Genomic DNA, 26365 nt, shown 5'->3' on the forward strand with positions numbered 1-26365 from the left:
CACATTGGAAATTGCAAGACATGTTGCGCGCCTTCGCCGGGATTCTTTCGCTGATTTTGTGGACCTGTGTCGCCATGGCACAGTCCGATTCGCCCTTGGGCCGCGCCATGGATGACGTGCGCGCCAAGAATTGGGACAGCGCGGCCCGCGAAGTGCGTGGCTCGGGCAGCGTCGCGCGGGACATTGTTGAGTGGCACCGTTTGCGCGCCGGAGAGGGGGCCGCGGACGAGGTTCTGGATTTTCTCAAGCGGCGCCCGGATTGGCCGGGTCTGCCCTATCTGCGCAAACAGTCCGAGGATGCCTTTACCGGGTTGCCTGCGGGCCGGATCATTAAATTCTACGAGTACGGCGACGCGCAGACAGCGCAGGGCGTTCTGGATCAGGCGTATGTGATGATCAAGGGTGGCAACAAAGAGGCTGGCACCGCGCTGTTGATCAATGCCTGGAAGACCATGGCGATTGGTCCGAAGACGCATCAGAAATACCTTGATGCGCATGGCAAGCTGTTAAAGCCGCACCATACGGCGCGCATGGACATGCTTCTGTGGAAGGGCTGGAAGAGCAACACCAGCCGCATGATGCCTTTGATGAGCAACGACTGGAAGAAGCTTGCCGAGGCGCGGGCAGGGTTGCGGCAACAGGTGAATGGCGTTGACGGGTTGGTTGCGGCTGTGCCTGCAACACTCAAGGGCGATCCGGGTTTGGCCTATGAACGTTTTGTCTGGCGCGCACGAAAAGGCCTGACGGCCTCGGCGATTGAGCTGTTGGTGGAGCGCAGCGAGGCGGATACGCTGGGTCAGGCCAAAGACTGGTCCCAGCGTCGCCGTTCGCTGATGCGCAGTCAGATGCGTGCCGGCAACTATGGCATGGCCTATCGCATCGCCGCGACGCATGGCCTGACACCGGAAGACGGTTATGCCTATTCCGACTGCGAATGGCTGGCAGGCTATGTGGCCTTGCGGTTCCTGAACAAACCGGGCGTAGCCGCACAGCACTTCCTGCGTTTTGAACGGTCGGTTGCGACCCCGATTTCGCTGGGCCGCGCGGGCTATTGGCGGGGCCGGGCCTATGAGGCGATGGGTGACAGCACCAACGCACAGGTTGCCTATCTTGCCGGTGGCGCGCATCAAACCAGCTTTTATGGCCTGTTGGCGGCGGAAAAGGCCGGGATGGCCGTGGATCCGTCTCTGAGCGGTGATGAGGTCTTCCCAGACTGGCGCAAAGCGGCGTTCACCAAATCGTCGGTGCATCAGGCGGCGAAGATGCTGTTGGACGCAGGAGAGCTGTCCCTGGCCGAGCGGTTCTGGGTGCATCTGTCGGAAACGCAGGAGCGTACGACTCTGGGCCAGATGGGCACCATGGTGCAAGAGCTGGGCGCGCCGCATGTCGCGGTGATGCTGAGCAAGAAGATGGTGCGCCGGGGCATCGTTTTGCCGGGGCCGTATTATCCGCTGCACCCGATGGTGAACACACGCCATCCGGTGCCGACCGAGATGGCGCTGGCCATTGCGCGCCGTGAGAGCGAGTTTGATCCGGTGGTGGTGTCCGGCGCGGGCGCGCGCGGGCTGATGCAGGTGATGCCGGGCACGGCGCGACAGGTCGCGGGCGCTATTGGTGAGACCTACAGCCACGCCTGGCTGACCTCGAAACCGGAATACAACGCCAAACTGGGCACAGCCTATCTCGCGGGATTGGGTGAGCAGTTCAACGGCAATGTCATCATGGTGGCGGCGGGGTACAACGCGGGTCCGGGGCGTCCGGAACGATGGATGCGCGACCGGGGAGACCCACGGCGTGGGGGCATGGATATCATCGACTGGATCGAGCATATCCCGTTCAACGAAACGCGGAACTACGTGATGCGCGTCTCGGAAAGTCTGCCGGTCTACCGCGCGCGGTTGGGCAATAATCCACACCCGGTGCCGTTCAGCAAAGAGCTGGTTGGCAGCACGGTGAAACCGATCCGGTAAGAATTCGGATCACGTTGTGATCCGAAGCCTCCGGCGGGGATATTTTTGGCCAAAAGAAGGCTTTGGGCTCAGGCGGCAGGTGGACGGCCCTTGCCAGCGCCCGGCTAGGGTCCGCTATAGTCAGGCCGAAGGAAAAGAGAGCAGGAGCAGTCGTGATGTGCTTTTCGGCAACTGCCAGCTTTGCGGCGAGCGGTGTGCTTGTGCCGCTTGGTGTGCTGGCACTGATCAAGGCACGGCAGGCCGGGGGACGTTATGTGCCCTTTGCAATCTATCCATTGGCCTTTGGCATTCAGCAGGGGTTTGAGGGGCTTGTCTGGATTGCCATGGCACAGAATGATCCGGCGATGCTGTTCTGTGGCTCGCGCGGTTTTTTGTTCTTTTCGCATTTCTTCTGGCCGGCCTGGGCGCCGGTCTCAGCCTGGCTGTGCGAGCCGGACCCACGACGCAAACGTTGGATCGGCTGGCTGAGCATTGCGGGCGTGAGCTATGGGGCGATGATCTATTTGCCGTCTGTGATGTGGCGTGACTGGAACGACATCCTGATTGTGCAGCAGTCGCTCGTCTATAAGACCCCTGCGCTTTATGATTATCCGGTGTTTCGCGCGATGACCCGTGTGGTTTATGCGGCGATTGTGCTGGGGGCGTTGTTCCTGTCGACGCTTTGGCCGATCCGCCTGTTTGCGATCCTGATTGCCCTGTCGCTGGCGCTGACCTTTGTCTTTTACGCCCATGCGTTCATTTCGGTCTGGTGCTTTTTCGCGGCGATCCTGTCGCTGTATCTTTTGGGGGTGATCTTGTGGACAGGCCGCCGTGCCTAGGCTTGGCTTTGGCGCTCGCGCCAGAGCGTGAACAACCCAGCCCCAACCACGATCACGGCCCCGATGGCAACATTTGTTCGCAGCGTTTCACCAAAGGCCAGCATGCCAAGCGCGGCGGCAAAGGGCAGTTGCAGATAGGCAAAGGGCTGTACCGCGCTGGCCTCGGCGTACTCATAGGTTTTGATCAGCAGCCAGTGGCCCAGAACGCCGCTGATGCAAAGCGCAATCATCCAGATCCAATTGGGTCCGCTGATCGGCTCCCAGTACCAGATGCCGATGGAGGTCATCACCACCATGCCCACGGTGCCGGTGTAAAAAAAGCTGGTGGCGCTGCTGTCTTTGGCCGCGACATAGCGCGTGAGCAGCCCGTAAACGGCAAACATCAAGGCCCCGACCAATGGGATGACGGCTGCCGGGGAAAACACGCCAAAGCCCGGCTGCAGGATGATCAGCACGCCCACCATGCCAATGCCGATGGCGCTCCAGCGGCGCCAGCCAACGGTCTCGCCCAGGATGGGTCCCGAAAGGGCTGCGATGATCAGCGGGTAACAGATGAAAATGGCGTGGGTCTCTGTAAGGCCAAGCAGGGTAAAGGCCAGAACCGTCACCACAATCTCCAGCGCCAGCAAGGCGCCACGGATGCATTGCAAAACCGGGTGTTTGGTGGCGATCACTGTTTTCAGGCCACCGGTGCGTCGCGCCGACAGAGCCACGACAAAGGCCGCAAAGAACCAATAGCGGATCATGACCACCAGATAGACGTTGTATTCACTCGCCAGGTGGCGCGAGATGCCGTCCTGCATGGCAAAGACAAAGGTTGTGGCGATCATCAACAGGATGCCAAGACGATTGTTGCTGCCGCTCATGGCAACCTCCGTGCGGTGGTCATGTGGCGTTTGCGGCCAAAGCCGGGGCTGCGGGTGACGTCAAAGCCGGCGTCGGTCAGGTTGCGGCGGACAAACCCAGCCGCGGTATAGGTCGCAATGGTGCCGCCGGGTTTGGTATGCGCGCCGACTTGGTTCATAAGCTCTGCATCCCAAAGCTCGGGGTTCTTGGCGGGGGAAAAGCCGTCAAGGAACCATGCGTCCGCTGCAAATTGCGCTTTGCGCAAGGTCTGGCGGGCATCGCCGATCACCACCTGAGCGTCGATTCCGTTTAGCGTGGCCAGCGTGGTATCCTCGGCCCAGGCTGTCACCAACCGCGCAGCATAGGGCGCAAGCTCGGGAAAAGCCTTGAGGGCGCGGGCCATTTCTGAGGCGTTCATGGGAAAGGCCTCGAAGCTGGTAAAGCGCAAGGGAGAGGTCATGCCTGCCGCCTCCCACGCGGCCCATGTGGTCAAAAGATTGAGGCCGGTGCCAAAGCCCAGTTCGGCAATGTGAAACCCGGGCGCAAACCGCGCAGGCAAGTCATTGCCCTGCAGAAAGACGTGACGCGTCTCGGCCAGCCCGTTTTCCAGGCTGAAATAGGGGTCATCGAACCGGGTCGAGACCGGGACCGCGCCGTCGCGCCACTCCAGATTTGCCTGCTGGTCGCTCATGAAAGATTGCCCTAGAACCGAACGGGATGAGCATTGGGGCAAGGCGGGTGATTTGGCAATGGTCGATGTGACGGTGATCGGGGCAGGGGTGTTTGGCCTCGCGACGGCCTGGGCCTGCGCCAAACGTGGTGCGCGGGTGCGGGTGATTGACCGGACCGGTGTGGCCGCTGGGTGCAGCGGCGGTGTGGTCGGGATGTTGTCACCCCATGCGCCCGAGCGCTGGAACGACATCAAGGAGTTTCAGTTTCAGAGCCTGATTGGCGGTGAGCGCTATTGGCGCGAGGTCGAAGAGGTCTCGGGACAGATGAGCGGCTATGACCGGGTTGGCCGGTTGCAACCCATCGACACCGAGCGCGCCCTGGGTCTGGCGCGGGAACGGGCGGACAACGCGGCCGAGCATTGGCGGGGTCAGGCAACCTGGCAGGTGATCGAGGCCGCAGGGGCCGGGGATTGGTGCCCTCAGACGGCCACTGGGCTGGTCATCCACGAAACCCTCAGCGCGCGTATCCACCCGCGCCAGGCCTGTCATGCGCTTGCCGCTGCGATCCGCGCAATGGGCGGCGAGATCGTGATCGGCGAGGCCTCAGAGCGTCTGGGCAAAACTGTCTGGGCGACTGGCGTGGCGGGGCTGCAAGAGATCAGCGCGCGTTTGGGCAAACAGGTTGGCAATGGTGTCAAAGGGCAGGCTGCGATCCTCGGGCTGGATGCGCGTGGCGCGCCGATCACCTCTGCCGGGGACGTGTTGGTCGTGCCCCATGCGGATGGCACCGTCGCGGTGGGGTCCACGTCAGAGCGTGAATACGCGTCACCCGACCAGACAGACGATCAGCTCGAAGACCTGATCCAACGCGCCTGCGCGGTCTTACCGATGTTGGCGTCTGCCCCCATTGTCGAGCGCTGGGCCAACCTGCGTCCCCGCGCCAAGAGCCGCGCGCCGATGCTGGGCGTGCATCCCACCCGAGAAGGCGACTTTATCGCCAACGGAGGTTTCAAGATCGGCTTTGGCATGGCGCCAAAAGTGGGGGAGGTCATGGCCGACCTTGTGTTGGACAGAGTTGACGCGATCCCTGAGAGGTTCAGGCCGGAGGCATCGCTGTGATTTCCGGAGATGGTTAACAGAGGCTCACGCGGGCGGGCGCAGGTCAGCGCGGCGCCATGGGGCGAATCGCCCTGAAATCCCTGGGGTTAACGGCCCAGACCGGGGTCTGTATCGTGTCGGTATAAGGTCGGTATTGCGTCGGTGTTGGTGCCGGGATCGGGCGAGGTTAACGGTCCGGTCGGTAGGTCGGACAAGATTGTCCGACCTACGGAGGTGGCATTAGCCCACCTCGGCCAGCATGTTTTGTCGTCCGTCCGGCCCACGCACCCAACAGGTGCCGTCCCCACCCCAACAGAACGTGGCCTTTTCGAAATGCATCAGGGGCGCCGTGGCGCGAAAGGAAAAGCGTCTGAGGCTGCCCAGCTCGCGTTCAGCCATCAGCATCAGAAGTTGCGCCAGCAGGGGGCCGTGTACAACCAGCCCGTCGTAGCCTTCGACCGTCTTGGCATAGTTGACGTCATAGTGGATGCGGTGGCCGTTGAAGGTGAGCGCCGAATAGCGGAACAGCATAGTGGTGTCGAAGCCCATGGTCTCGTGCTTGACCTCATCCCTGCGGGCGACTGGCGGCACTGGCTTGGGCGCGCCGGGGTCCGGGTCTTCGCGATAGACCAGGTCCTGGTATTCCGTGACGCAGAGCTGGCCACCCTGTGTGATCGCGTGGCGAAGTTTCACAAACCCCAATGGCCCGGTGCGCCCTTCCTTGTAGTTGGCCGACGCGACCGTGGTTGTCTTGGTCGCTTCAATTCCCGCGCGCAGGGGCGCGTGAAACTCCAGCTGCCCACCGGCCCACATGCGGCGTGGCAGACCCATATCGGGGATCACGCCACCAACCTTTGGGTGCCCGTCCCGGCCCAAATGGCCCGGTGGCCGTGCCTCCCAGAAATAAAGGTAGTGAAAAAACGGTGGAAGAGCGTCGCCCAGCGCAACTTCTGACGGCAGATCAAGCGTGGCAAGACAGGCCGCAGCGCGGGCCGGGTCCATCACGTCGCTTTGACTGTGGGCTTGGGACAGGTCATCATTCATGTCCAGACGCTAGAACCACGCCCTGACAGGAGCAAGCCCCATGACACCTCATGTAACGTCGCTGGACCATCTCGTGCTGACCGTGGCAGAGGTCGAGGTCACGATCGGGTTCTATGTAGGTCTTTTGGGTATGACCGCCGATCGCTTTACGCCAGCCGATGGCAGCACGCGCTGGGCGCTGAGTTTCGGCGTCCAAAAGATCAACCTGCATCAGGCCGGTGCCGAGTTCGAGCCCAAGGCCGGTGCCGTCATGCCCGGTTCAGCGGACCTGTGTTTCCTGAGCGACACGCCGCTGGAGGAATGGCAGGCGCATCTGGCGGCCAAGGGCGTAAAGCTCGAAGACGGGCCGGTTCAGCGCACCGGAGCGACAGGGCCGATCACTTCGATCTATCTACGCGATCCGGACGGCAATCTGCTGGAGATCAGCAACCGCGCTTAGTGCCCGGCGGCTTGCCTGAGGGACACCATCAGCTCTTGCAGCGATTTTTCATAGCGCGGGGTGAGATGGCCGTTGTCATCAAACTGAGTGTTGCAGTCTGCCACCGCGACCTCGGGGCCAGCCATGACAAGGGGGCGAAACGGCACCATGCAGGCACGCAGCATGGTCAGCGCGCGGGCACCGCCGGATCGCCCTGCGGCGGCAGAGATCAGGATCACAGGCTTGTCGGCCCAGGGGTTTCCCGAAGACCGGCTGATCCAGTCCAGCGCGTTCTTCAGCACGCCTGAGACACCGGAGTTGTATTCAGGCGTTGAGATTGCCACCGCATCCGCCTCGGCGATCTGGCGCACCAGGGTTTCGACCGCCTCGGGCAGACCTTTTGCGTCTTCGACGTCGTTGTCATAGAGCGGCAGGTGCAGGTCGGCCCCGGTATAGTGTGCGTCTGACAGCCGCGCCGCCTCGTGCAGAAGCTTGGTGTTGGCCGAATTTGCGCGCAGCGATCCCGAGAGACCCAAAAGCGTGAATGTAGACATGGTGCGTTACTCCTGTTGCAGGATCAGAGGTAGTCACGCGAGGCCCGGTTGCAATGAAAAACGCCGCACAGGCCATGTGCGGCGTTTCAAAAATCAGGGGCTTTGTTAGCCGTTCGGCAAGATCACGATCTCAACCCGGCGGTTTTGCGCTTTGCCGTCTTCGGTCAGGTTCGAGGCAACAGGTTGGTCTTCGCCGCGCCCCAGGGTCTCGATCCGTTCAAAGGCGACGCCTGCATCCATCAGCTTGTCCGCCACCGCGTTGGCGCGGTTCTCCGACAGGCGTTGGTTGTGTTCGGCTGACCCGGTGCTGTCGGTATGGCCGATCACCTGAACAACCGAGTCGGGGTATTTCTTGAGGCTGTCGGCAACGGCCACCAGGTCATTGGTCAGACCGGGGCGCACGGCATAGCTGTCGGAGTCAAAGGTGATGTCCTGTGGCAGGGTCACGATCAGCCTGTCGCCGGTGTTCTCGATCGTGACGCCTTCGTTGTCGATGTCTTCGCGCAGCTCAGCCGCCTGCTTGTCCAGGCTGTTGCCGACAATCGCGCCGGCACCTGCGCCGATGGCGGCACCTGCAAGGACACTGCCGCCGGTTGCCTTGCCGACGCCTGCGCCCAAGAGGCCACCAATCACAGCGCCGGTCTTGGTGTTCTTGTATTCGTCGCGGGTTTCGGCGTCACCGGTGACATATCCGGGGTCTGTACAGGCCCCAAGTGCGGCCATGGAAAGCACGAGTACGGGAAGGGTAAATCTGGTCATCACTGCTGCCTCTGGGTCTTATTGGCCGGTTATCCGGCTCTGTTCATGCCTTACATATAAGCGTGACGGCATGCCAATCCAAAGGTCTCGGGCGATTTTTTCGGCAATTTCCCGCGCTTTTGGGGTCGTGTGGCAGGCCAGCTTGCCCGTAAATGTCCGGCTGAGCGCCCCTTTTCCCCGTGCAATACAACCAGAATGCACTTTATCAGCGAGGTGACGGGCCTATTTCTGTGGCTGAAAATCCTTGCTGGCCAAAAGCGCGGCCGCGGCAATCATTAGCGCGCCACAGACCTTGTTTAACAAGCCAAAGGAATATCGCTTTAGCATCATGGCCGCCCGCATCCCGAGCCAACCCCAGAGCAAGAGGATTGCGCCATCAATCACGATGTAAGTGAGGCCCAGAATGACAAGTTGCGGCAATACTGGCAGGGCCGGGTCAATGAACTGCGGGAAAAGTGCACCGAAAAACACCACGGCAAAGGGGTTGGCCATGGATGTCACAAAGCCTTGGCGAAACAGGCGAAAACTTTGGCCAGAGGTGTTGGCATTGACCTCGTGTGCCTGATCGCGTGAAACCACAAGCTGCAGACCAATCCACACCAGATAGGCAACGCCAAGCCATTTGATCCATTCAAACGCCGTTGCCGAGGTCGCGATGACCGCGGCAAGACCAAAGGCTGCGCCGGTCATCTGCAGGCAATTGGCCGTTAAATCTCCGGCGATCGTAAAAGTGCTGCGTCTGAGTCCATGCCTGACGCTGTTTGATATGATGAGAAGCTGACTCGTGTCCGGAGGTGTCGCGAAGAACACGGCAACGGCCGCCAGATAAATCAAATAGGTTTCTATGGCCATTATTGTGGTCCCTAACTTGTTCCTGCAAGGCTACGACCACTTTACCAGTTGGGTCAAAGGTTCTTACCGCGGGCCATAGCGGGACATCTAGGTTTCAGCCTCGGCGCGGGCGGTTTCCCAGGCGAGCAGTGCCCGTTTGACCGGCAGGCCCCAGTGATATCCCCCCAGCGCACCCGATTTGCGCAAAGCGCGGTGACAGGGGATCAGCCAGCTGACCGGGTTGCGCCCGACCGCTGTGCCTACGGCCCGCACCGCGCGGGGCATGCCGATGGAACCTGCAATCTCGGAATAGGTCGAGACCTGGCCCGAAGGGATGCGCATCAGGGCCTCCCAGACCTTGATCTGCAGCGGTGAGCCGATCATGTAGACCGGCGTTTTGCCCAGCTCTCCGGTGGATTCGTTGAAGGCCGACAGCACCCATGGGCGCAGGAACATCGGATCTTCGACAAAGCGTGCCTTGGGCCAGCGTGACACCAGATCGCGCATCGCCTCTTCTTCGCCGGTTTCCGAGGCAAATCCGATGCCGCAGATGCCCTTTTCCGTACCCATGACAAGGCTCAGGCCAAAGGGGCTGTCGAACCATCCCCAATAGATCGTGAGGTCTTTGCCTTTGCGGGCGAAATCACCGGGGCTCATCGCCTCCCAGCGCAGAAACAGGTCGTGCAGGCGGCCCGAGCCGGACAGCCCCACGGCGTTCGAGGTTTCAAGCGTGGTGAAATGGTCATGCAACAGGGCCTTGGCGTGGCCGAGTTTCAGATACTGCTGGTATTTCTTTGGCGACACCCCGGCCCATTTGGTGAACAGGCGCTGAAAATGTGCGGGACTCATGTCCATGGCGCGCGATAGCTCTTCCAGTGACATGTTTTCGTTTGCGTCGATCAAATCGATCGCACGCCGCATGACGTTGAAATGATAGCCTTGTTCCATGTTGGTCATGGGTCTCTCCGCTTATGTCTTGCCCAAAAGAATAGGGCCGCAGCCTGATGCATGCGACCCGATTCTTGTGCAATCCGGGCGTAGGTCAGAACGTGAAGGTTGCCGCCATCATGGCCCGGTCCGCATCAAACGAGGTGCCGTCCCCCTGTTTGCGGGTGCCGGTGAAGTATTCCGCGGACAGCTGCACACTGTCCGTCACATCGTAAAAGGCAGAGAGGTGCAGGGTGGTCAGTTTTTTGGTGTCGGTTCCTGCGGCAGTGTCCAGGTTCGTCCAGCCAGTGGTCGCGGCGAGTGTCCATTTCTCGCCGACCTCTTGCTGCACGCCCAGGGAAAAGGCGGTGACTCCGACCTCATCGCCACCTGTGCTGAGCGCAGTTCCACCCAGCGCAAAGGCCAGAATGTCAGAGATCCCTTCGCCGGTGGTGACGATCCCGCTCAGCCGTCCGCCCTCCCAGGCGTTGATCCAACCGCCGAGGCTCAGGCCCCAGCCCTGTACCTTGGTGCCGGAAATGTCGGTGTCACGGTACAGCCCGGCAAGGCGCACCATGCCGTTGTCAAAGCCTTTGCGGGCGGCCAGGGTGTAGTGCACGTCGTTGTCGTTGGATTTGTCCTCTTCCACCGAGGCCGACACCTTCCAGTCGCCTGCAAACTCATGTGTGTATCGAATCTGTGGCAGGCGCGCAAAGGGCACACCGGCAGGCCCCTGAAAGTCGACCGTCTTGCCAAGGTTCTCGACCGACATGAAGTTGGTCCAGTATTGCCCCACCATCAGCCCCTGCCATGCGATGATGGCGTGCCGGGTGCGAAAGTTGATATCGTTGGTGCCAAAAAAGTCGCCTTCGTATTTGACCAGCACGTCGCCAAAGCGCAGGTCCGCACCCAACCGGGTTTCGTTCAGATGCGCGTCGGTGAAGCTGCCCGCCGTGGGGCCACCCGGCAGGCCGATGTTTTTCAGGCCAAAGGTGGTGTCGCCGAGGTCATAGTCGTAATCGCTGATGAAGCTGGCCTTGATATACCCATAAAACGTCAGGCTCGACCCGCCGCCGAGATCAAAGCTTAGCGGGTTGTTGTCTTCGGCCAGTGCCGGGGCCACGAACAGCGTGGTCGTCAAAGCCGCGCCGGAAAGATGCTTGAAAAGGGTCATGTCGGGGTCCGCCTTGGTCAAGGGATGCGATACGCGGCGCGAAGGGCGCGGCAACTGCTACACGAAGCTCTTTCAGACTGGCACTGAACGTCCCGTAATCCAAGGGACGCACCACAGGTTCAGGGGTGTTGTTGCCGTATGGCGTCACTGGCTGGTGCGAAGCATTTGCTTTGACCTTGGGGCTCGTTCCGGCCTTAGTTAGGCGATGGATCACAAGCAGTTTCTGAAATCACTGTCCCATGACACACAGACCCGCCTGACCCGCCGCAGCGATGTCAAAGGTCTGCGCCATCTAGCCGGGCATCTGGCGTTGATCGCAGGCTGTGGTGTCTGGATCGCAAGTGCTGCGCCGCTCTGGTGGGCGGTTCTGGTCGTGCAGGGTATCGCCATCGTGTTTCTCTTTACGCTGGAGCATGAGGCGACGCATAAGACGCCCTTTGCCAATGAGACGTTGAACGAGTGGGTGGGGCGGGGCTGTGGCCTGTTGCTGGTTCTGCCGTTCGAGTGGTTTCGCTATTTCCATCTGGCTCATCACCGCTACACCAACATTCCCGGCAAGGACCCCGAGCTTGCCGCTGGGCAAAAGCAATACGAGGCCTGGGCGCCGTGCCTGTGGCATGTGTCCGGCCTGCCCTATTGGGCGAGCATGGTGCGCCAGACAGTCGCCAACGCGGCCGGGCGTGGCGTGGCAAGTTATCTGCCCGCCCGTGCCATGCCGCGCATCAGGTCCGAGGCGCGCTGGATGATCCTGATCTATGGTGCGGCTTTACTCAGCCTGTTCTGGACACCGCTTTTGTTCTGGGTGTGGATGCTGCCAGCCCTGATCGGGCAGCCGTTCCTGCGCCTTTACCTGATGGCCGAACATGGCCGTTGCCCGCAGGTCGCCAATATGCTCGACAACTCGCGCACCACCTACACCACGGCGGTTGTGCGGTTCCTGGCCTGGAACATGCCCTATCACACCGAACATCATGTCTATCCCGCCGTGCCGTTTCACAAGCTTCCCGAGCTGCACGATGTGATGCAGGCACATCTGCTGCATGAACAAGACGGGTACAGTCGCTTTACCTTGGACACGCTCAGGGGGCTTTAAGCGCTTGTTCCCGGGACGCCGCCGCCCCATATAGCGGCCATGACTGAGACACCTGCGCCCGCCCAATCCACATTCCGCAACCGGCTTGCCGGAACCATCGACAAGCCCATCGTGCGCAACACGATTCTGGGCGTGATCCTGTTCAACGCCGTCATCCTGGGGCTGGAAACCTCGGAGTCGGTGATGGAGGCCGTCGGGCCGCTGATCCTGTTTCTCGACGGGGCCTGTCTGACGATCTTTGTGGTGGAAATTCTGGCCAAGCTGTTCGTGCAGAGGGGGCAGTTCTGGCGCGACGGATGGAACCTGTTTGATTTCACCATTGTCGCCATTTCGCTGGTGCCCGCGGCTCAGGGGCTGTCGGTGCTGCGTGCGCTGCGTATCCTGCGATTGCTGCGCGTTGTCTCGGTGGCGCCTTCCCTGCGCCGGGTGATCGAAGGGCTGATCAATGCGTTGCCCGGGATGGGGTCGGTGTTTCTGTTGATGGGGCTGATCTTTTACATCGGTGCGGTGATGGCGACCAAGCTGTTCGGGGCCATGTTCCCGGACTGGTTCGGCACGCTGGGGGCGTCGATGTATTCGCTGTTCCAGATCATGACGCTGGAAAGCTGGTCCATGGGCATCGTGCGCCCGGTGATGGAACAGGCACCCTATGCGTGGATGTTCTTTGTCCCGTTCATCCTGCTGACGACATTCATCATTCTGAACCTCGTTGTCGGTCTGGTCGTGAACTCGATGCAGGACGCGCACCACCAGGAAGCGGATGAACGCACCGACACCTACCGCGATGAAGTGTTAAACCGACTGGCGGATATCGAGGCCGCGTTGCGAGAGCGGCCACCGAGCAGCGGGAAAAAGTAAGTCGGAATTTCAGAGGGTTAAGGCCGCCACGCGCGGCCTTTTTTGTGCTCGGTATTGACATTGGTGTCTCAAATGAGACAATTATGTATCATGACTGATAAAACTGAAGCCGCAATTCTGAACGCCGCCTTTGCCACATATGCGGAGAAACCCACAGCAACGCTTGCCGAAGTGGCCACGGCGGCCGGCATAGGCCGGGCGACCCTGCACCGGCATTTCAAAGGAAGAGAGGATCTCATGACTGCCCTTGCCCTGAAAGCGATCAAAGACATCGACACGGCCTTTGAAGAGGCAACGCGCGACGCAGAGAGCTATACCGACGCGATGCGTCTGGGGCTGGATGCGATGACGGCTCTCGCGGATCGCCAGACGTTTCTGGAAACCGAGCCATTGGATCACGTGCCCGAAGTTGCCAGAGAGTACGACCGCCAACGCAAAGAGCTGACCGATGCCATGGAAGAGGTCCGCAAAGAGGGCAGCATCGCCGCCAACATTCCCACGGCATGGGCGGTCAAGACCTATGAAGCCATGATCTATACCGCATGGTCCATGGTCAAGGATGGCGAAGCAACGCCGAAACAGGCTTCGGCCCTGGCATGGCAGACGCTGGAGAGCGGTCTGGCGGGTGACGCCTGATGATGCCCGAAGCGTTTTTCGCGCTGGCCGAACAGATTGACGAAGTCTTCTTTCTGATCGGCGCGGCCATTCTTTTGATCGAAATTGCCGAGGTGCTGTTCAAGGGCAGTGCCCGTGGCAAGACCCTGCTCGAGATGATCGCCAGCGCGTCGACCCAGATCCCGTCGATTGCGGTCGAAGTGTTCATCATGACCGCCGCTTATGGTGGGCTCTACCTTATCAGTTACGAGTTCATCAGCTGGGAAATCCCAACGACGGTCTGGACCATCGCGCTTGCCCTGTTGCTGGCCGATTTCACCTACTACTGGGAACACCGGATCGCCCATCAGGTGCGGCTGTTGTGGACCCAGCACGCGGTGCACCATTCGTCGCGGGACTATAACATCGTGACAGCGGTGCGTTTTGGTCCCTTTGAAGGGGTTTGGGCCTTTATCATTCACATCCCGATGGTGTTGATCGGGTTCAGCCCCGAGGTGGTCTTTGGCTGCGCGCTGGTGGTGCTGGCCTATCAGACCTGGCTGCATACCGAACTGATTGGCAAGCTGGGGCCGTTGGAATGGGTGCTGAACACGCCCTCGCACCACCGGGTGCACCACGGCAGCGACGACAAGTATCTGGATCGCAACTATGCCGGCATCCTGATCATCTGGGACCGCATGTTCGGTACTTTCCAAAAGGAAGAGGAACGCCCGCGCTATGGGTTGACGACGGATTTTGACAGCCAGAACCCGTTGAAGGTGTGGTTCTCGGAAATCCCCGCCTTGGTGCGCGACCTGCGCAAGGCCAAATCAGGGCGCGAGGTCTGGAACTACCTGTTCATGGGGCCCGGCTGGAAACCCTGATTTGTGATCCTTCGTGAGCGGATTGGCCCTAGGCCCCGGCGATCTCGGGGCCTAGGGTTTTCTCATGAAAGCTATGATCCCTTTGTTGTTCCTTGCGGTGCCTGTGTTTGCCGATGCGCCCGTTGTTGAAGACGTCCGTGCCAGTCACTCCGGCACAAGCTGGCGTTTTGATGTGACCCTAACGCACCCGGATACGGGCTGGGATCATTATGCGGACGGCTGGCGCGTCGAGCTGCCTTCGGGTGAGGTTCTGGGGGTGCGCGAGCTTTTGCATCCGCATGTGACCGAGCAACCCTTTACCCGGTCGCTGTCCGGCGTTGCCATTCCAGACGACACCAAAACCCTGCACATTCGCGCACGTGACAATGTGGATGGCTGGGCCGAGGACGTGTTCATCCTGCAACTGGATTAGGCTCTGTGTGCCAAGGGCTTTACCCCTGCCGCGCTTCGCGGCATTAGGGGGCCATGGCCAAGCAACTTGACTATCACACCATTCGCGAGATTTTCACCCGCTTTCAGGCATCCGAAGCCGAGCCCAAGGGCGAGCTGGATCATGTGAACGCCTATACGCTGGTGGTCGCCGTGGCACTGTCCGCACAGGCGACGGATGTCGGCGTGAACAAGGCCACCCATGAGCTGTTCAAGATCGCCGATACCCCACAAAAGATGCTGGATCTGGGCGAAGAGCAGCTGATTGAGCATATCAAGACGATTGGTCTGTATCGCAATAAGGCCAAGAACGTCATGAAGCTGAGCCGTATTCTGGTGGATGACTATGGCGGCGAGGTGCCCAACTCCCGCGCCGCACTGGAAAGCCTGCCAGGTGTGGGCCGCAAGACCGCCAATGTCGTGCTGAACATGTGGTGGTCCTATCCGGCGCAGGCCGTGGACACGCATATCTACCGTTTTGGCAACCGCTCGGGCGTCTGCCCCGGCAAAGATGTGGTCGCGGTGGAACGCGCCATCGAAGACAATATTCCCGTGGATTTTCAACACCACGCCCATCACTGGATGATCCTGCACGGACGCTATGTCTGTAAGGCGCGCAAGCCCATGTGCGGCACTTGCCTGATCCGGGACCTTTGTATGTTTGAGGACAAGAACCTATGAGCAAGAATTATCAGGTTGTCGGCATCGGCAACGCCATCGTGGACGTAATCTCGCAGTCGGATGACTCGTTTCTGGACCTGATGGGCATCCAGAAAGGCATCATGCAGCTGGTCGAGCGCGAACGTGGCGAGATGCTTTATGCCGGTATGACCAATCGCACGCAGGCGCCGGGTGGCTCGGTGGCGAACACAATTGCGGGGCTTGGCTCGCTTGGCTTGTCAACCGGGTTTATTGGCCGGGTGCATGACGACGCGCTGGGCAAGTTTTATGCCGCTGAGATGCAGGCCGATGGAACCGATTTCGTGAACCCGCCTGTGCCGGGCGGCGAGTTGCCGACATCGCGGTCGATGATTTTTGTCTCACCCGATGGCGAGCGGTCGATGAACACCTATCTCGGGATTTCGGCCGAGTTGGGGCCGGAGGATGTCTCGGATGACGTGGCCGGTCAGGCGCAGATCCTGTTCCTTGAGGGCTATCTTTATGACAAGCCCAAAGGCAAGCAAGCTTTTGAAACGGCTGCCCGTTTGTGCCGCGATGCAGGGGGCAAGGCGGGCATCGCGCTGTCTGATCCGTTCTGTGTGGAGCGTCACCGCGACGACTTCCGTCGCCTGGTGAAAGAGCTGGATTACGTGATCGGTAATGAGCACGAATGGGCTTCGCTGTATCAAACCGACCTGTCGTCGGCGCTGGAGCAGGCGGCGCAGGATGCGGGCATGGTTGTGTGTACCCGTTCGGGCCATGACGTGGTGCTGGTGCGTGGCGATGAAGAGGCCGTGGTGCCGGTGAACGAAATTGTGCCGGTGGATGCCACCGGCGCGGGCGATCAGTTCGCGGCAGGTTTCCTGTATGGCTATGCGACCGGGCAATCGCTGGAAGTGTCCGGGCGCATGGGCTGTGTCGCGGCGGCTGAGGTGATCAGCCACTATGGCGCGCGACCAGAGGTGGACGTGAAAGAGCTGTTCCGCAAAGAAGGGCTGATCGGGTAATTCGTGACCCCGTCGGAGCCTCCGGCGGGAGTATTTTTGGCAATACGAAGACCACGGTTTTGTCAGTAGCAACTGATGTGCAGACTGGTTAGGGTGGGCGCGATCTGATTGTGTTGGAGCGCGCCCCCATGTCCTTTACCCTTGCCACCTGGAACATCAATTCCGTGCGTCTGCGCGAACCTATCGTTTTGAAATTGCTGGAAGAAGAAGCGCCGGACGTGCTGTGCCTGCAGGAGTGCAAGAGCCCGGTCGACAAGTTTCCGACGGATGGCTTCAAGGCGCTTGGCTATACCCACATGGTGGCGCGCGGGCAAAAGGGCTATAACGGTGTCGCGATCCTGTCGAAGATCCCGATGGTCGAGGCGGGTGCTGAGGATTTCGCGGCGCTTGGCCATGCGCGCCATATTGCGGGCAGGCTGGAAAACGGCGTCACCGTGCACAACTTTTATGTCCCTGCCGGTGGCGACAAGCCGGACCGCGAGGTGAATGAGAAATTCGGCCAAAAGCTGGACTACCTTACTGAAATGCGCGACTGGTTTCACGGGGACAAGCCGGAAAAATCCATTCTGGTTGGGGATTTGAATATTGCCCCGCGTGAAGATGATGTCTGGGATCACAAGAAGCTTTTGAAGATCGTGAGCCACACCCCGGTCGAGGTCGAGCATCTGGCCCAGACGCAGGATGCGGGCAACTGGGTGGACATCACCCGGCAGGATATCCCCGAAGGATTGCTGTACAGCTGGTGGTCGTATCGGGCGCGCGACTGGGATGCGGCGGACAAGGGGCGGCGGTTGGATCACGTCTGGGCGACGCCGGATATCTCGAACGCAGGCCATGGCAGCCGGGTTCTGCGCGATGCGCGCGGTTGGGAGAAACCCAGCGATCACGCGCCGGTGTTTGCGACGTTCGACCTCTAGAAAACCGCATCAGTATTGTGTCGGTATTGCGTCGGTGTTCCGGACCGACTCCTAGGCCCTTGCACTGGGACGGTCCATACGCCATCTAGACGGCACACTGTAGTCTTAGGAAATTGACCCATGCTTGAACTTGGACAAGGCAACGCGGCCCCGGCGGGCGATCTGATCAAGGACGTCTCGGAAGCGACGTTCATGCAGGATGTGGTCGAGGCGTCGCAGACGGTGCCTGTGATCGTCGATTTCTGGGCCCCCTGGTGCGGTCCGTGCAAGACGCTGGGACCGGCGCTTGAGGCGGCGGTGACCGCAGCGGGTGGGGCCGTGAAGATGGCCAAGGTCAATGTGGATGAGAACCAGATGATCGCGGGTCAGATGCGTGTACAATCGATTCCGACGGTCTATGCGTTCTGGCAGGGTCAGCCGATTGACGGGTTTCAGGGTGCTGTGCCGCCAAGCGAGATAGAAGACTTTGTCAAGCGCGTGGTCGAAGCGGGCGGTGGTGAAGCCGAGGATGGTGGTCTGGAAGAGGCCGTGGCAGCCGCCGAGGAAATGCTGGCCGCAGGGGATGCGCAATCGGCGGGTGAAACCTTTGCCGCGATCCTTGAGCAGGATCAGGAAAACGTCGCCGCCTTTGGTGGGTTGGCGCGTGCCAATATCGCAATGGGTGCCCTGGATCAGGCCGAAGCCGTGTTGAACGGCACCCCGGCTGAATTTGCGGATGCGCCCGAGATCGAAGCCGCGCGCGCCCAGCTGGAGCTGGCGCGCCAGGCGGAACATGCCGGTCCGGTGGCCGAACTGCGGGCTGCTGTTGCCGCCGACGAGAATGATCATCAGGCGCGGTTTGATCTGGCCCTGGCGCTGCATGCGGCTGGCGAAGCCGAAGCGGCGGTGGACGAACTGCTGGAGATGTTCCGACGTGACCGCGAGTGGAATGACGGTGCCGCCAAGGCGCAGCTCTTCACGATCTTTGACGCGCTGCCGGCCAATGATCCTGTCGTGCTGAACGGGCGGCGGAAGCTCAGCTCGATGATATTTGCCTGATCGCGCTTCTGCGCTAAGCTTACCTTTATGTTTAAAGCCGCTGATTTGCCCGATACGGTGCCGGTGTTTCCGTTGCCTGGGGCGTTGCTCTTGCCGCGTGCGCGTCTGCCTTTGCACATCTTCGAGCCGCGTTACCTCGCCATGCTGGAGGATGCCTTGAAAACGCCGGGACGTTTGATTGGCATGATCCAGCCGATGGATGTTCCCGGTCGTGAAGGCAACGGTTTGCATGTGATCGGCTGTGCCGGACGTGTGACGCAGTTTTCCGAAACCGAAGATCACCGGTATCTTATCACGCTCAGTGGCGTGTCGCGGTTTCGTGTGGTGCAAGAGGTCGAGGGGTTTCAGCCCTACCGCCGCTGTGACGTCAGCTGGGACGGGTTTGGCCGCGATCTTGGGCCTACAGAGAAAGATGAGTGTTTTCGGCGCTCTGATTTCCTGAACTTGCTGGAGCGGTATTTCAGCACGATGGACCTGTCGACGGATTGGGACACGCTGAAAGAGGCCGAGGATGAGTTGTTGGTGAATTCATTGTCGATGCTGTTGGATTTTGCGCCTGAGGACAAACAGGCGCTGCTGGAAGCCCCGAGCTTGGCAACCCGGCGGGAAACGCTTATCACCCTGATCGAATTTGCGCTGCTGGGCGGCGCCGGAGAGGATTTGATTCAATGAGCGATGCAAAGCCCACAATGGACCGACGGATGCTGGAGGCGCTGATCTGCCCCCAGACGCGCAGCACTCTGAGGTATGATGCAGACGCGCAGGAACTGATTTCCGAAGCCGCGCGTCTGGCCTTTCCGATCCGCAATGGCATTCCGGTGATGCTGGTGGATGAGGCACGGCTGCTGGATTAGGGGCGCTGCCCCTCTTGGCCCCCGGGGGGCCAATTCACCCCGGAGTATTTCTGGCAAGATGAAGCTGTGGGTCAGCGCATCAGTTCAGGGAGTTCACCCGTGAGACCTGCGGCCTCGCGCATGAAGGTGCGGCGCAGGGCAGGGGAGGCGTTGACCAGTCCCATGCCGATGTCACGACCGAGGCGCAGCAGGGGATTGTCGTTTGAAAACAGTTTGTTGGTGAGATCCGTGGCGGCCACCAGCGCATGCGTGTCAAAGCGGCGCCATTCCTGGTAGCGCTCGAGCACGTTGATCGCGGCAAAATCCTCGCCGCGCTTTTGGGCTTCGGTCAGGATCTGCACCAGCGCGGCGACATCCCGCAAACCGGCGTTCAGGCCCTGGCCCGCGATGGGGTGCATGCCGTGGGCGGCGTCTCCGACCAGGGCAACGCGTTCGGCCACGAACTGGTTGGCAACGGTCAGGTTCAGCGGATAGGTGAAGCGCGCGCCTGCCAGTTCGATTTGCCCGAGGAAATCGCCAAAGCGCGGGCGTAGCATTTGCATGTAGTCTTCGTCTGAGAGCGCGTGAATACGGCGGGCGTTTTCGTCGGTTTCGCTCCAGACGATCGAGGACATGTTGCCGGGCAGCGGCAGGATCGCCAGCGGGCCGGGGGGCATGAAGAATTGGTGCGCGATGCCGTTATGGGGTTTTTCATGGGCGATGGCACAGACCAGCGCAGTTTGCCCGTAGCCCCAGCCCGAGCGTTTGATCCCGGCCCGTTGGGCAACGCCGCTCTGGCGGCCATCACAGCCAACCAGCAGGCGCGCCCGCAGGCTTTTGCCGGACTTCAACGTGACCGTGGCGCCCGTGGCATCCACGGCTTGTGACTCAACGCTGTCTTCGGTGATCCTGGTGATGCGGTCTTCTGCCGCCATCGCGCTCAGGAAGGCGCGATAGAGAAAGCGGTCCTCGAGCATGAAGCCCATCGGGCCCTCTTCGATCTCGCCGTGATCGAAATGCAGGAAAAACGGCGAGGGACCTTCGCCGGCGCGGCCATCCGAGACCTTGATCTCGAGCATCGGCTGGGCGTTGTCGGCGACGTGTTTCCACACACCGATGGCATCGAGCAGACGTTTTGAGGCCAGCGCGAGGGCATAGCCGCGCCCGTCGAAATTGTCATCGGCGCGGGCGGTTTCCGGGCGGGCGTCGACGACGGTGACGTCAAACCCGGCCTGTGCCAGCCCCAGCGCCAGCGCGGGACCATTCAGGCCGCCCCCTGCAATCAGAATATCGGTGTCATAGCTCATGCCTCTCAATATGCGCGGCCCCGTGGGATTGTCCATGCTACCCATTGTCCAAATTTCCCAGTGCCGCTACCGTCACATCTGAACGAAATGCGGGGGACGGGCATGTTTGACTGGCTGGAGATGAGTGCTGCGGATCTGGGACGCGGGATTGGCAATGGCTCGATTGACCCGGTGGCGCTGACGCAGGCGTTTCTGGGCGCGATTGACAGTCATGATGCGCGCGACCGGATCTACACCGTCGTGACCCACGATCGCGCCATGGCCGAGGCCGAAGCGGCGGCGGAACGGGCGCGGGCCGGGCAGCGGTTGTCGCTGCTGGACGGTGTGCCGATCAGCTGGAAAGACCTGTTTGACAGCGCGGGCGTGGCGACCGAAGCGGGGTCCTTGTTGCTCAAGGATCGGGTGCCGGATCAGGACGCGCAGGTGCTGATCAACGCAACCGCCATGGGGCTGGTCTGTCTGGGCAAGACGCATATGTCCGAGCTGGCGTTTTCCGGTCTTGGGTTGAACCCGATGACCGCAACACCGCCCTGTATCAATGACCCCAAGGCGGTGCCGGGTGGCTCGTCTTCTGGCGCGGCGGCCTCTGTGGCCTTTGGGTTGGCGGCGGCGGGGATCGGGTCCGATACCGGCGGCTCGGTGCGCATTCCCTCGGCATGGAACGACCTTGTTGGTCTCAAGACCACCGAGGGCCGGGTGTCTGCCGACGGCGTTGTGGCGCTGTGCGAGAAGTTTGACACCGTTGGCCCCTTGTGTCGCACGGTTGAAGATGCCGCCCTGATGCTGGCCATGCTCGAAGGCGGCACGGCCCCGGATCTGCGGGGCAGTAGCCTGCAGGGCAAGCGGTTTGCCATTCTGCGCACCGCTGCGTTTGACGATATCCGCGAGGCTCCGCTGGCGGGGTTCACTGCGGCGGTTGATCGGCTGACGGACATGGGTGTCGAAATTGACGAGATCGACGCGCCCGAGGTGTCGCGGGCGCTGGATCTCTCGGGGCCGCTGTTCACGGCCGAGGCCTATGGCCTGTGGCAAGACGTGATCGAGGCCAGCCCGGACCTGATGTTCGACCAGGTGCTGGAACGGTTCCGCATCGGGGCCAGCTTTGACGGGCCGACCTATGTCTCTGCCTGGAAAGCACTGGAAGAGATGCGGATCGAATGGGACGCCCGCGTCGCCAGCTATGACGCCGTGCTTTTGCCGACCTCTCCCATTCTGCCACCGGACGCCGCGCGGCTGATGAGCGATCAGGACTATTACGTCACCGAAAACCTGATGGCGTTGCGCAATACCCGGGTGGGAAATCTGATGGGTCTGTGCGGTGTTTCACTGCCGACGACCGTGCCCAGCTGCGGTTTGATGATGCTCGGCGCACCCATGGAAGAAGAGCGCCTGTTGCGTGTTGCCGCAGCGGTGGAACCGGTGATCCGCACCCTGTAGCCGCGCGTATTGACTCAAAAGCCACAACTTGCGGATTCGCGGGCATTTTTCTGGACGTGGCCCGCGCCCTTGGGTAATTTGGTCTCAAACGGGGCGCTAATGACCCCGCACCTTGAGGCAGTTTGAAGATGTTTCCCGAGCGGTTTGCGAACCTACCGGCTTATGCGTTTCCACGTTTGCGTGCGCTGTTGGATCACCATCAGCCCGGCGGCGCGATTGTGCATATGACCATTGGTGAGCCGAAACATGTGTTTCCGGCCTGGGTCAAGGACGTGATCGCGGACCATGCCGAGGGTTTCAATCGCTATCCCCCGAACGACGGTGCCCCTGAACTGCTTGATGCGATTTCCGGCTGGGTGACGCGGCGCTATGGCGTCTCGATGCCCGCCGATCAGATCATGGCGCTGAATGGCACGCGCGAAGGGTTGTACAACGCCGCCATGGCGCTCTGCCCCGAGACCAAGAATGGCAAGCAGCCCGTCGTGCTGACGCCAAATCCGTTTTACCAGGTTTACGCGGTGGCCGCCGTGTCGGTCGGGGCCGAGCCGGTGTTTGTAAATGCGACGGCTGAGAATGGGTTCCTGCCGGACTATGCTGGCTTGCCCGCGGACGTTCTGGACCGGGTGGCGATTGCCTATATCTGTTCACCGGCCAATCCGCAGGGCTCTGTAGCGAGCCGGGAGTATTGGCGCGATCTGATTGCGCTGGCCGAAAAGCACGATTTCCAGATCTTCGCGGACGAGTGTTATTCCGAGATTTACCGAACCACACAGCCCGTGGGCGCTCTGGAAGTGGCCGCTGAAATGGCAGCCGATCCAGAGCGTGTGGTGGTGTTTCATTCGCTGTCCAAACGCTCGAACCTGCCCGGGCTGCGCTCGGGCTTTGTGGCGGGCGGGCCCGAGAGCCTGCGCCGTATCCGCCAGCTCAGGGCCTATTCCGGCGCACCACTGCCGTTGCCGCTGCAGATGGCGGCGGCCAAGGTTTGGGCGGATGAGCTGCACGTGGAAGAGAACCGCCGGCTTTACAGTGAGAAATTTGACGTCGCGGATGAGATCCTGTCGGGGGTTCCGGGCTATGTCAGCCCAGCCGCCGGGTTTTTCCTGTGGTTGCCGGTAAAAGACGGCGAGACCGCCGCGTTGAAAGCATGGACCGAGACAGGTGTGCGGGTTTTGCCCGGCGCCTATCTCAGCCGCGATACAGAGGCCGGGAACCCCGGCAAAGGATACATCCGGGTCGCCCTGGTGGCCCCAAAAACCGAGGTGCAGTCGGCGTTGATCACGCTGCGAGACTGTCTCTACGGATAAGAACGAGGGAACGAAAATGGCATATCAGGCACGGGGACGCGACCCGCTCTTGGACAGCACAACGCAGGCGGCGATTGAGAAACGCGGCAAGGAACTGATCGGCATCACGCTGATCCTTTTGGGCTGCATGGCGGCTGCGATGATTGCGTCTTATGACCCGAACGACCCCAGCTGGATTTCCGCCACGGACGCCCCGGTCCGGAACTGGATGGGGGGGCTTGGCGCGTCGATTGCCGCGCCCCTGTTCATGATCGTTGGGTGGGGCGCCTGGGGGCTGCCGTTGATGTTCATGGCCTGGGGCCTGCGATTTGTGCTGCATATGGGCGAAGACCGCGCGCTGAGCCGGGTGATCTTTGCGCCGATCATGATTGCGCTGGCCTCTGTCTATGCCTCGACCCTTGTTCCCGGGGCGGGCTGGACACACAGCTTTGGGCTGGGTGGTCTGTTCGGTGACACGGTGCTGGGCGCTGTTCTGACGATTTTGCCGATTGGCGCCGCGACGGGCCTCAAGATCATGTCACTGCTGGTTGGTGTCGCCTTTTTGGCACTGGCGCTGTTTGTGCTGGGCTTTGTTCAGGCCGAGTTGAAACAGGTCCTGCGGTTTTTGATCGTGGGCGTGATCCTGACCTATGCGCAGATCATGACGCTGCTGGGCAAGGGCATGGGCGGTGCCGCACAGGCCGCGCAAAACGCCAAGCAACGCCGCATCGAACGCAAGGCCCAGGCCGAGGCCGACATGCAGGTCGCCGCGCAGGCCGGTTGGGACGATGCGGTGATGGAGGCCGAACCGCTGTTCGAAACCCCCGAGCCTGAGCCGCAGAAACAGGGGCTGTTGTCGCGTATGCCCGCGTTGATCAAACGGGCTGAGCCGACAGAGTTGCCGGAACCCGAGTTGATCGAGAACGTCTTTGCAGACGATTTCGACGATGCGCCGGGGGATGACCGTATCCGCTCGAAGATCGCCGATGCGATCCGGGCCCGCAAAGCCCAAGCCGAAGTGCCGGTCGCGCAATCGATTGATGAGATTGCTCCGCTGACACGTGGCCGCGGTCGCGGTCCGGACCCTCTTATTCTGGACTCGATGCCCTATGGCGATCTCCCGCCCGAGCCACCTCTGACCGCCACGTCGACCGAGGCGCCCATGGCCGAGGATGTTCTGGAATGGCAGGCCGAACCGGAAGAAACCGCGCTGCCTTTGCACCATCAACCCGAGGTCGCCGCCGCACCGGTCATCCCGGTCGCCGAGCCGCGCAAAGTGGTGCAGCCGCGCCAGAACAAGGCCGTGCAACCTTCGGTCCGCGCCAAGGCAGAGGCCCAGCCCTCGCTGGCGTTTGAAGACAACAAGGTCGAATACGAACTGCCGCCGCTGAGCCTGTTGACCAACCCGGTCAGCATTCAACGTCACCATCTGAGTGACGAAGCGCTGGAAGAAAACGCCCGCATGCTCGAAGTTGTGCTGGATGACTATGGCGTCAAAGGCGAGATCGTCTCGGTGCGCCCGGGCCCTGTGGTCACCATGTACGAACTCGAACCCGCGCCGGGTCTCAAGGCCAGCCGGGTGATTGGTCTGGCAGACGATATCGCGCGCTCGATGTCGGCGCTGTCCGCGCGGGTGTCCACCGTGCCGGGGCGCAGCGTGATTGGCATCGAACTGCCCAATGAAAACCGCGAGATGGTAGGTTTTCGCGAAATCCTGTCGAGCCGCGACTATGGTGACGGCAACCAGAAACTGCCACTGGCGCTGGGCAAGGACATCGGTGGTGACCCCATTGTCGCCAACCTTGCCAAGATGCCCCACCTGTTGATTGCGGGCACCACCGGCTCGGGAAAATCCGTGGCCATCAACACCATGATCCTGTCGCTGCTTTACAAGCTGACACCAGAAGAATGCCGCCTGATCATGATCGACCCCAAGATGCTGGAACTCAGCGTTTATGACGGCATCCCGCACCTGTTGTCGCCGGTTGTGACCGACCCGAAAAAGGCCGTTGTCGCGCTGAAATGGACCGTCGGCGAGATGGAAGAGCGCTATCGCAAGATGTCCAAGATGGGTGTGCGCAACATCGACGGCTACAACAGCCGCGTCGCGGATGCGCTGGCCCGGGGCGAGATGTTCAGCCGCACGGTACAGACCGGGTTTGACGATGACACCGGCGAACCGGTGTTCGAGACCGAAGAGCTGATGCCCGAAAAGATGCCCTATATCGTGGTGGTCGTCGACGAGATGGCCGACCTGATGATGGTGGCGGGCAAAGAGATCGAAGCCTGCATTCAGCGTCTTGCGCAGATGGCGCGGGCCTCGGGGATTCATCTTATCATGGCGACACAGCGGCCCTCGGTCGATGTGATCACCGGTACGATCAAGGCGAACTTCCCCACCCGGATTTCCTTTCAGGTGACCTCCAAGATCGACAGCCGCACCATTCTGGGCGAAATGGGCGCCGAGCAGCTTCTGGGCATGGGCGACATGCTGTACATGGCGGGCGGCGCCAAGATCACCCGCTGTCACGGCCCCTTTGTCAGCGATGAAGAGGTCGAAGAAGTCGTCAATCACCTCAAGAGCTTTGGCGCGCCGGACTATGTTGGTGGCGTGGTCGAAGGCCCGGACGATGAAAAGGCCGACAATATCGACGCGGTGCTGGGGCTGGGTGGCAACACCAATGGCGAAGACGCGTTGTACGATTCCGCGGTTGCCATTGTCATTCAGGACCGCAAGTGCTCGACCTCGTACATCCAGCGCAAACTGGCGATTGGCTACAACAAGGCCGCGCGGCTTGTGGAGCAAATGGAGGACGAAGGTCTTGTCAGCGCCGCCAACCACGTCGGCAAACGCGAGATCCTTGTGCCTGAGCAACAATAAGCCGATGCACGACAATATGATCGCGCCGGGGGTG

General features: G+C 61.0%; 26 protein-coding genes and 2 pseudogenes. 19 read left to right on the forward strand and 9 right to left on the reverse strand.

Going from position 1 to position 26365, the window contains the following annotated elements; translation table 11 throughout:
• Positions 1-20 precede the first annotated feature (20 nt).
• On the forward strand, positions 21-1970 hold the full coding sequence (locus EK369_RS08640; RefSeq protein ID WP_127113552.1) for a lytic transglycosylase domain-containing protein: 1950 nt from the start codon (positions 21-23) through the stop codon (positions 1968-1970).
• 155 nt (positions 1971-2125) lie between these two features.
• Positions 2126-2788 (forward strand): DUF6629 family protein, encoded by a 663-nt coding sequence (locus tag EK369_RS08645; protein WP_127113554.1) that lies wholly within the window; start codon positions 2126-2128, stop codon positions 2786-2788.
• Here the strand turns inward: EK369_RS08645 and EK369_RS08650 are convergent.
• Complete coding sequence (locus EK369_RS08650; protein ID WP_127113555.1) at positions 2785-3654, reverse strand: DMT family transporter; 870 nt, start codon at positions 3652-3654, stop codon at positions 2785-2787. The genes EK369_RS08645 and EK369_RS08650 overlap by 4 nt on opposite strands.
• Positions 3651-4325, reverse strand: coding sequence for a tRNA (5-methylaminomethyl-2-thiouridine)(34)-methyltransferase MnmC2 (gene mnmC2 / locus EK369_RS08655; RefSeq protein ID WP_127113557.1), 675 nt, complete (start codon positions 4323-4325; stop codon positions 3651-3653). Before mnmC2 ends, EK369_RS08650 begins: the two co-directional genes overlap by 4 nt.
• Here mnmC2 and EK369_RS08660 point away from each other — a divergent pair.
• Positions 4324-5424: an NAD(P)/FAD-dependent oxidoreductase gene (locus EK369_RS08660; RefSeq protein ID WP_438672160.1), complete on the forward strand. Its 1101-nt coding sequence runs from the start codon at positions 4324-4326 to the stop codon at positions 5422-5424. The genes mnmC2 and EK369_RS08660 overlap by 2 nt on opposite strands.
• Before the next feature lie 219 nt (positions 5425-5643).
• Here the strand turns inward: EK369_RS08660 and EK369_RS08665 are convergent, their stop codons facing one another.
• A complete protein-coding gene (locus tag EK369_RS08665) occupies positions 5644-6447 on the reverse strand; it encodes an HTD2 family dehydratase (protein WP_127113559.1) in 804 nt (267 codons plus the stop codon).
• 40 nt (positions 6448-6487) lie between these two features.
• Between EK369_RS08665 and EK369_RS08670 the strand changes: the two genes are divergently transcribed.
• Positions 6488-6886 carry a VOC family protein gene (locus EK369_RS08670; protein ID WP_127113561.1) on the forward strand — a complete coding sequence of 133 codons (399 nt, stop codon included), beginning with the start codon at positions 6488-6490 and terminating at the stop codon, positions 6884-6886.
• On the opposite strand, the gene EK369_RS08675 is transcribed toward EK369_RS08670, so the two are convergent.
• The 5 genes from EK369_RS08675 to EK369_RS08695 all read right to left on the reverse strand — a co-directional run bounded on the left by EK369_RS08675 (position 6883) and on the right by EK369_RS08695 (position 11110).
• The gene (locus EK369_RS08675) at positions 6883-7419 is read right to left on the reverse strand and encodes an NADPH-dependent FMN reductase (RefSeq protein WP_127113563.1); all 537 of its coding nucleotides are present in this window, start codon (positions 7417-7419) and stop codon (positions 6883-6885) included. The two genes, EK369_RS08670 and EK369_RS08675, sit on opposite strands and share 4 nt — an antisense overlap.
• Positions 7420-7524: 105 nt before the next feature.
• Positions 7525-8178, reverse strand: coding sequence for a YiaD family glycine zipper/OmpA-like lipoprotein (locus EK369_RS08680; RefSeq protein WP_127113565.1), 654 nt, complete (start codon positions 8176-8178; stop codon positions 7525-7527).
• Between the two features lie 222 nt (positions 8179-8400).
• Positions 8401-9030, reverse strand: a complete 630-nt coding sequence (locus tag EK369_RS08685) for a LysE family translocator (protein WP_127113566.1) — start codon at positions 9028-9030, stop codon at positions 8401-8403.
• Between the two features lie 87 nt (positions 9031-9117).
• A complete protein-coding gene (locus tag EK369_RS08690) occupies positions 9118-9966 on the reverse strand; it encodes a bifunctional helix-turn-helix domain-containing protein/methylated-DNA--[protein]-cysteine S-methyltransferase (RefSeq protein WP_127113568.1) in 849 nt (282 codons plus the stop codon).
• A gap of 85 nt (positions 9967-10051) precedes the next feature.
• Positions 10052-11110 carry a DcaP family trimeric outer membrane transporter gene (locus EK369_RS08695; protein WP_127113570.1) on the reverse strand — a complete coding sequence of 353 codons (1059 nt, stop codon included), beginning with the start codon at positions 11108-11110 and terminating at the stop codon, positions 10052-10054.
• 205 nt (positions 11111-11315) lie between these two features.
• Here EK369_RS08695 and EK369_RS08700 point away from each other — a divergent pair, with 205 nt between their 5' ends.
• From EK369_RS08700 to EK369_RS08750, 12 genes and pseudogenes are all read left to right on the forward strand, one after another.
• The gene (locus EK369_RS08700; RefSeq protein WP_127113572.1) at positions 11316-12203 is read left to right on the forward strand and encodes a fatty acid desaturase; all 888 of its coding nucleotides are present in this window, start codon (positions 11316-11318) and stop codon (positions 12201-12203) included.
• Positions 12204-12242: 39 nt separating this feature from the next.
• Positions 12243-13061 (forward strand): ion transporter, encoded by an 819-nt coding sequence (locus EK369_RS08705; RefSeq protein ID WP_127113574.1) that lies wholly within the window; start codon positions 12243-12245, stop codon positions 13059-13061.
• Positions 13062-13151: 90 nt separating this feature from the next.
• Positions 13152-13697: a TetR/AcrR family transcriptional regulator gene (locus EK369_RS08710; RefSeq protein WP_164726940.1), complete on the forward strand. Its 546-nt coding sequence runs from the start codon at positions 13152-13154 to the stop codon at positions 13695-13697.
• On the forward strand, positions 13697-14539 hold the full coding sequence (locus tag EK369_RS08715; protein WP_127113578.1) for a sterol desaturase family protein: 843 nt from the start codon (positions 13697-13699) through the stop codon (positions 14537-14539). The genes EK369_RS08710 and EK369_RS08715 overlap by 1 nt, the downstream gene beginning before the upstream one ends.
• 64 nt (positions 14540-14603) lie before the next feature.
• Positions 14604-14951, forward strand: a complete 348-nt coding sequence (locus EK369_RS08720) for a hypothetical protein (RefSeq protein ID WP_127113580.1) — start codon at positions 14604-14606, stop codon at positions 14949-14951.
• A 53-nt stretch (positions 14952-15004) separates the two neighbouring features.
• Entirely contained in the window at positions 15005-15649 is a 645-nt protein-coding gene (gene nth / locus EK369_RS08725) for an endonuclease III (protein ID WP_127113582.1), read from the forward strand.
• Positions 15646-16635: an adenosine kinase gene (locus EK369_RS08730; protein WP_127113583.1), complete on the forward strand. Its 990-nt coding sequence runs from the start codon at positions 15646-15648 to the stop codon at positions 16633-16635. Before nth ends, EK369_RS08730 begins: the two co-directional genes overlap by 4 nt.
• Positions 16636-16763: 128 nt before the next feature.
• Positions 16764-17552, forward strand: a complete 789-nt coding sequence (locus tag EK369_RS08735) for an exodeoxyribonuclease III (protein ID WP_127113585.1) — start codon at positions 16764-16766, stop codon at positions 17550-17552.
• A gap of 120 nt (positions 17553-17672) precedes the next feature.
• Positions 17673-18290, forward strand: a pseudogene (locus EK369_RS08740) (thioredoxin domain-containing protein); the annotation flags it as partial.
• A gap of 27 nt (positions 18291-18317) precedes the next feature.
• Positions 18318-18590: pseudogene (locus tag EK369_RS22700) on the forward strand (tetratricopeptide repeat protein); the annotation flags it as partial.
• A 27-nt stretch (positions 18591-18617) separates the two neighbouring features.
• Positions 18618-19262 (forward strand): LON peptidase substrate-binding domain-containing protein, encoded by a 645-nt coding sequence (locus tag EK369_RS08745; RefSeq protein WP_127113589.1) that lies wholly within the window; start codon positions 18618-18620, stop codon positions 19260-19262.
• A complete protein-coding gene (locus tag EK369_RS08750) occupies positions 19259-19444 on the forward strand; it encodes a Trm112 family protein (RefSeq protein ID WP_127113591.1) in 186 nt (61 codons plus the stop codon). Before EK369_RS08745 ends, EK369_RS08750 begins: the two co-directional genes overlap by 4 nt.
• Positions 19445-19515: 71 nt before the next feature.
• Here EK369_RS08750 and EK369_RS08755 read toward each other — a convergent pair whose 3' ends face one another.
• Positions 19516-20730 carry an FAD-dependent monooxygenase gene (locus EK369_RS08755; RefSeq protein WP_127113593.1) on the reverse strand — a complete coding sequence of 405 codons (1215 nt, stop codon included), beginning with the start codon at positions 20728-20730 and terminating at the stop codon, positions 19516-19518.
• A gap of 102 nt (positions 20731-20832) precedes the next feature.
• On the opposite strand from EK369_RS08755, the gene EK369_RS08760 reads away from it, so the two are divergent.
• The 3 genes from EK369_RS08760 to EK369_RS08770 all read left to right on the forward strand — a co-directional run bounded on the left by EK369_RS08760 (position 20833) and on the right by EK369_RS08770 (position 26331).
• A complete protein-coding gene (locus EK369_RS08760) occupies positions 20833-22167 on the forward strand; it encodes an amidase (RefSeq protein ID WP_127113595.1) in 1335 nt (444 codons plus the stop codon).
• A 128-nt stretch (positions 22168-22295) separates the two neighbouring features.
• Complete coding sequence (locus EK369_RS08765) at positions 22296-23471, forward strand: aminotransferase class I/II-fold pyridoxal phosphate-dependent enzyme (protein WP_127114057.1); 1176 nt, start codon at positions 22296-22298, stop codon at positions 23469-23471.
• 16 nt (positions 23472-23487) lie between these two features.
• A complete protein-coding gene (locus tag EK369_RS08770) occupies positions 23488-26331 on the forward strand; it encodes a DNA translocase FtsK (RefSeq protein WP_127113597.1) in 2844 nt (947 codons plus the stop codon).
• Positions 26332-26365 lie beyond the last annotated feature (34 nt).

This window comes from Shimia sediminis, assembly GCF_003990645.1.
Taxonomy (GTDB): Bacteria; Pseudomonadota; Alphaproteobacteria; order Rhodobacterales; family Rhodobacteraceae; genus Shimia; species Shimia sediminis.